This is a genomic window from Janibacter sp. GXQ6167 (assembly GCF_041365945.1).
Lineage (GTDB): Bacteria > Actinomycetota > Actinomycetes > Actinomycetales > Dermatophilaceae > JBGFSK01.
In genome coordinates this window covers 1-5,052 of the sequence record NZ_JBGFSK010000013.1, presented here as the reverse complement: position 1 = coordinate 5,052, position 5,052 = coordinate 1, and the positions used below count along the sequence as shown (strand labels likewise).

The window sequence follows — 5,052 nt, the reverse complement described above, 5'->3', positions numbered from 1 at the left end:
CGCTGGACTGACCCCACGAACGCGAGCCGGCCCGGCCCCCGAACGATCGGGTGCCGGGCCGGGTCGTATGAGTCGGTCAGAGGTTGCCGCGCTTGTCCTGCTCGCGCTCGATCGATTCGAAGAGGGCCTTGAAGTTGCCCTTGCCGAAGCCGAGCGAGCCGTGCCGTTCGATGATCTCGAAGAAGACGGTCGGCCGGTCGCCCAGCGGCTTGGTGAAGATCTGCAGCAGATAGCCGTCTTCGTCGCGGTCGACGAGGATCTTGCGGGACTTCAGCTCCTCGATCGGCACTCGGACGACACCGATCCGGGCGCGCAGCTCCGGGTCGTCGTAGTAGGCGTCCGGGGTGTCGAGGAACTCCACCCCTTCCTTACGCAGTTCGTCGACGGTGCGCAAGATGTCATTCGTCGCCAGCGCGAGGTGCTGAGCGCCGGGGCCACTGTAGAAGTCGAGGTACTCATCGATCTGGCTGCGCTTCTTGGCGATCGCCGGTTCGTTCAAGGGGAACTTCACCCGGTGGTTACCGTTCGCGACCACCTTGGACATCAGCGCCGAGTAGTCCGTCGCGATGTCATCACCGATGAACTCGGCCATGTTCACAAAGCCCATGACCTTGTTGTAGAACTCGACCCACTCGTCCATCTTGCCGAGCTCGACATTGCCGACGACGTGGTCCAGCGCCTGGAAAAGACGCTTCGGCGCACCGTCGCGCTTGACGAAGGTGCTCTTCGCCGGGTGGTAGCCCGGCACGTGCGGACCGGCGTAGGTCACCCCGTCGACGACCCGCTGCACGAGAGTGTGGCGGGTGTCGCCATAGGTCGCGATCGAGGCGAGACGCACCGTGCCGAACTCGTCGGAGATGTTGTGCGGCTCCTCGAGCACCGTGGCGCCGGCCTTCTTCGCCTGCGCGATGCACTGGTCCACATCCGGGACCTCCAGGCCGATGTCGACGACGCCATCGCCGTGCTTGGCGTGGTGGGCGACCATCGTGCTCTCGGGGTCGACCGCCCCCTTCACGACGAATTTGATCGAACCGGACTTCAGCACATACGCCTTGTGATCGCGGTTCCCGTGCTCGGGGCCGGAGTACGCGATGAGCTCCATGCCCCAGACGCTCTGGTAGTAGTGCGCGGCCTGGGTCGCATTGCCGACGATGAAGACGACGGCATCCCAGCCGGTCACGGGGAAGGGGTCTGAGCTTGCGTCGTAGTCGACGAGGCCGACGAGTTGTCCGAGTTGCTCCCGGTCCAGGCCTGCATCGCGCTCTTGATCGGTCAGTTCGATCCGTCCGGCGGACGTCGTTGTCGTGTCGGTCATGGGCGCCACTGTGACGCGCGCCGCACACAGTGCGCAACGCTGCGCCCACCCGCTAAGCACTCTGTGTAGCGTCTTGCCCAAACGATCGGACAGTGTCGACAATGTGACCATGCCAACATCCCCGCCGGTCGACGAGCTGGACGCCCGCATCATCGCGCTGTTCACGGCCGAGCCGCAGATCGGGGTGCTCGGGGCATCGCGTCGCCTGTCGGTCGCGCGAGGGACGGTTCAGGCCCGTCTGGATCGGCTCACCGAGCGGGGCGTGATCCGCTCCTTCGCCCCACAGATCGACCCGAACGCGCTCGGGTATCCGGTGACCGCGTTTTGCACGCTCGAGATTCGTCAGCGAAGCGGTCACGCCTCGGTCGTCGCGCACCTCAGCGCCATCCCGGAGGTGTTGGAGATCCACTCCATCACGGGTATCGGTGACCTCGTGGTGCGGGTCGTCGCGCGCGACAACCCCGACCTCGGGCGCGTCATCGACGCGATGATGGAGGACGGTCGAGTGCTGCGGGCCAACACCTCGATGGTGCTCGTCACCCATCTCCCGCACCGGACGGGGCCGCTCGTCGACGCGGCTGTCGACACGGCCTGAGGCACCCCCTTCGTCCTCGTCCCCGGAAACTCCCAGAATCCCGCGGAACTCCACGAGAATCCCGGAACTTCCCGAGACGGCGGGAAGGGGGACATGCCCGCCGAGCCGCGCGCCCCGTCCCCGGAAACTCCGAGAATCTCGCGGAACTCCACGAGAATCCCGGAACTACCCGAGACGGCCCGAAGGGGGACATGCCCACCAACCCGCGCGCCCCGAGCGCCCCGTCCCCGGAAACTCCCAGAATCCCGCGGAACTCCACGAGAATCCCGGAACTTCCCGAGACGTGAAGGGGGCTACCGGCGGCCGACGAACCAGCGCCGGATGCGCTCGATCCGCTCGGCGACCTGCTCGGAGGTCGCCGAGGCGAGTTCCGGGCCCCCACACGAGCGGCGCAGGTCCATGTGGACCTTCGCGTGGGCCTTGCCGGTCTTGGCCGAATACGCCGAGACCAGGGAGTTGAGCTCCTTGCGCTGGGCCGCGAGCGCGCGGTGCGCCGAGATCGGGGCCGGGCCCTGGCGCCCGGTGCGCTTGGACTGCTTGGTCTGGCGCTCGCTCAGCAGGGCGTGCACCTGATCGGGCTCGAGCAGACCGGGCAGGCCCAGATAATCCTCTTCATCGGCCGAACCGCTCGCCGCGTGCAACCCGAACTGCTGGGCGTCGAAGAGGACATGATCGAAGTGGGCATCGGACTCCAGCGCCTCGAAGCCACCGGTGAGTTCATCCGAGGCGCCCTCGGACTGGTTCGCGCGAGCGACCAGGTCTTCCTCGGCGGCCCACATCGGGGCCTCCTCGTCGGTGCTCGGCCGGTCCAGGGCGTGATCGCGCTCGACCTCCATGGACGCGGCGTGCTGCAAGATGATCGGCACGCTCGGCAGGAAGACCGAAGCGGTCTCCCCGCGCCGCCGCGCCCGGACGAAGCGCCCGACAGCCTGCGCGAAGAAGAGCGGCGTCGATGTCGAGGTCGCGTAGACGCCCACGCACAGGCGCGGGACGTCGACCCCTTCGGAGACCATCCGCACCGCGACCATCCACCGGCTCGTGCCCGCGGCGAATTCTTCGATCCGCTCCGAGGAGCCCGAGTCATCGGAGAGCACGACGGTCGTCGGCTCGCCGGTGATCGCCTCCAGGATCCGGGCGTAGGCGCGAGCCTGCGTTTGGTTGGTCGCGATGACGAGGCCGCCGGCGTCCTCGACGTGGCGGCGGACCTCGGTCAGGCGCTTGTCGGCGGCGACGAGGACCGAGGGGACCCACTCCCCCTTCGGATCCAGCGCGGTACGCCAGGCCTGGGCGGTCAGGTCCTTGGTCATAGGTTCACCGAGGCGGGCCGCGACCTCATCGCCGGCCTTGGTCCGCCAGCGCATCCCGCCGCCGTAGGCGAGGAAGAGGACGGGGCGGACCACCCCGTCGCGCAACGCTTCTGCGTACCCGTAGGTGTAGTCGGCGCGGCTGCGACGGATCCCGTCCGCGCCCTCGGCGTAGGTGACGAAGGGGATGGGGCTCGTGTCCGAGCGGAAGGGGGTGCCGGTGAGAGCCAGCCGCCGCGTCGCGGACTCGAATGCCTCGCGGATCGCGTCGCCCCACGATTTGTTGTCTCCGCCGTGGTGGATCTCATCGAGGATCACGAGGGTCCGCGTGGCCTTGGTGCGTTCGGCGTGGATCGACGGCCGGCTCGCCACCTGCGCATAGGTGACCGCGACTCCGTCGTAGTCCGAAGAGGTGACCCCGACGGTGTTCGAAAAGCGGGGGTCGAGGTGGATCCCGACCCGGCCTGCGGCATCGGCCCACTGGGTCTTGAGGTGCTCGGTCGGCGCCACCACGGTGACTGCCTCGATCACGCCTTCCGCCATCAGCTCGGTCGCGACGCGCAGGGCGTAGGTCGTCTTCCCGGCCCCCGGCGTCGCCACTGCGAGGAAGTCGGCGCTCTCGCCCCCCAGGTACTGCTCAAGCGCCGCGGCCTGCCAGGCGCGCAGTTTCGATGCGGTACCCCAAGCGGCCCGCTCGGGGAAGGCGGGTGAGAGGTGGGAGGCGGCGGCCTGACTCATAGGCGCACCACCTTAGGTCACTTCTTGGGGTCTCCCCCGCCATCGCCACGCCCACCGTCTTGCGGCTCACGCAACCCGTCGTAAATCTCCTGGCAGATCGGGCAGACCGGGAATTTCTTCGGGTCGCGACCCGGCACCCAGACCTTGCCGCAGAGCGCGATAACGGGCGTGCCATCGACCGCGCTCTGGACGATCTTTTCCTTGCGGACGTAGTGCGCGAAGCGCTCGTGGTCGCCCGGCTCGACCGTCTGACGCTCGGTCTCGGTCCGCTCCAGCAGGCCCGTCGAGGTCGACGGGGAACCGGGGTCGGTAACGGGCTGCAGCGGCGGGAACGGGTCGCTCATGCCGACCAGTCTAAAACGGCGCCTCTAGTTGAGGCTGGGATCGGCCGGGTAGGTCGACAGCCACGCGAGCGGGGCGGCCTGGCGGCGTAAGACCCGGCGCCAGAGCGTGTCCGGGGTGGGATCGAAGACGTCCTCGGCGTGCGCGTCGACGACGTACCACGCCCCGTGGGCCAGTTCGCCCTCGAGTTGGCCCTTGGTCCACCCCGAATACCCGGCGAAGACGCGCAGGCCCGAGATTTCCGGCCAGACGACCTCTTGGGGGGCGTCGAGGTCGACGACCGCGATCGATCCGAAGAGGCGCTTCAGGCCCAACTCGACATCGCGGTGACCCCGCACGCCCGCGAGACCGACCGCCGAATCCAGCGCGACGGGACCACCTTGGAAGAGCTGCTGCGGCGAGCTCGCCCCCTCTTGCCAACCGGGCAGCACGCTATCGACGGAGGCACCGATGGGCTTGTTGAGAACGACCCCTTCGGCCCCTTCGGCACCGTGCTGCAAGATCAGCACCACGCTGCGGGAGAAGACATCCTCGGTGAGTTCCGGTGACGCGACGAGCAGCCGCCCGGCCAGAGACTCTGGCGGGTCGGCGTACTCCTCGGATGGATCGCTCACCCTCCCATCGTGCCACCGTGGGAGCGGTGAGCGAAGGGGGCTAGTTGTACCCGGCCACCACGTTGGTTACAGGCGGCTGATGGGTGGATGGCCTGCGAGTGAGCTGTGGCGTCGTTCAGTGTTGTAGTGCTCGAGCCATGGCGC

At 68.0% G+C, this 5,052-nt stretch carries 6 protein-coding genes; 1 reads left to right on the top strand and 5 read right to left on the bottom strand.

Translation table 11 applies throughout. The features are described 5' to 3' along the window. Window positions 1-76: 76 nt before the first annotated feature. A complete protein-coding gene (hppD, locus tag AB8K43_RS14665; protein WP_370894960.1) occupies window positions 77-1,315 on the bottom strand; it encodes a 4-hydroxyphenylpyruvate dioxygenase in 1,239 nt (412 codons plus the stop codon). Between the two features lie 109 nt (window positions 1,316-1,424). Here hppD and AB8K43_RS14660 point away from each other — a divergent pair, with 109 nt between their 5' ends. After that, entirely contained in the window at window positions 1,425-1,910 is a 486-nt protein-coding gene (locus AB8K43_RS14660; RefSeq protein ID WP_370894959.1) for an Lrp/AsnC family transcriptional regulator, read from the top strand. A gap of 293 nt (window positions 1,911-2,203) precedes the next feature. Here the strand turns inward: AB8K43_RS14660 and AB8K43_RS14655 are convergent, their stop codons facing one another. The 4 genes from AB8K43_RS14655 to AB8K43_RS14640 all read right to left on the bottom strand — a co-directional run. Then, window positions 2,204-3,952, bottom strand: a complete 1,749-nt coding sequence (locus AB8K43_RS14655; protein WP_370894958.1) for a DEAD/DEAH box helicase — start codon at window positions 3,950-3,952, stop codon at window positions 2,204-2,206. A gap of 17 nt (window positions 3,953-3,969) precedes the next feature. Next, complete coding sequence (locus AB8K43_RS14650; protein ID WP_370894957.1) at window positions 3,970-4,296, bottom strand: DUF3039 domain-containing protein; 327 nt, start codon at window positions 4,294-4,296, stop codon at window positions 3,970-3,972. A gap of 24 nt (window positions 4,297-4,320) precedes the next feature. Further along, a complete protein-coding gene (locus tag AB8K43_RS14645) occupies window positions 4,321-4,908 on the bottom strand; it encodes a YqgE/AlgH family protein (RefSeq protein ID WP_370894956.1) in 588 nt (195 codons plus the stop codon). A gap of 66 nt (window positions 4,909-4,974) precedes the next feature. Continuing rightward, window positions 4,975-5,052: integrase core domain-containing protein (locus AB8K43_RS14640; RefSeq protein WP_370895002.1), on the bottom strand; the 78-nt coding region annotated here is incomplete at its 5' end.

Bases quoted from the DNA above. Each gene is read 5' to 3' on its own strand.
- hppD (WP_370894960.1), bottom strand. From the start codon at position 1,315: ATGACCGACACGACAACGACGTCCGCCGGACGGATCGAACTGACCGAT.
- AB8K43_RS14660 (WP_370894959.1), top strand. From the start codon at position 1,425: ATGCCAACATCCCCGCCGGTCGACGAGCTGGACGCCCGCATCATCGCG.
- AB8K43_RS14655 (WP_370894958.1), bottom strand. From the start codon at position 3,952: ATGAGTCAGGCCGCCGCCTCCCACCTCTCACCCGCCTTCCCCGAGCGG.
- AB8K43_RS14650 (WP_370894957.1), bottom strand. From the start codon at position 4,296: ATGAGCGACCCGTTCCCGCCGCTGCAGCCCGTTACCGACCCCGGTTCC.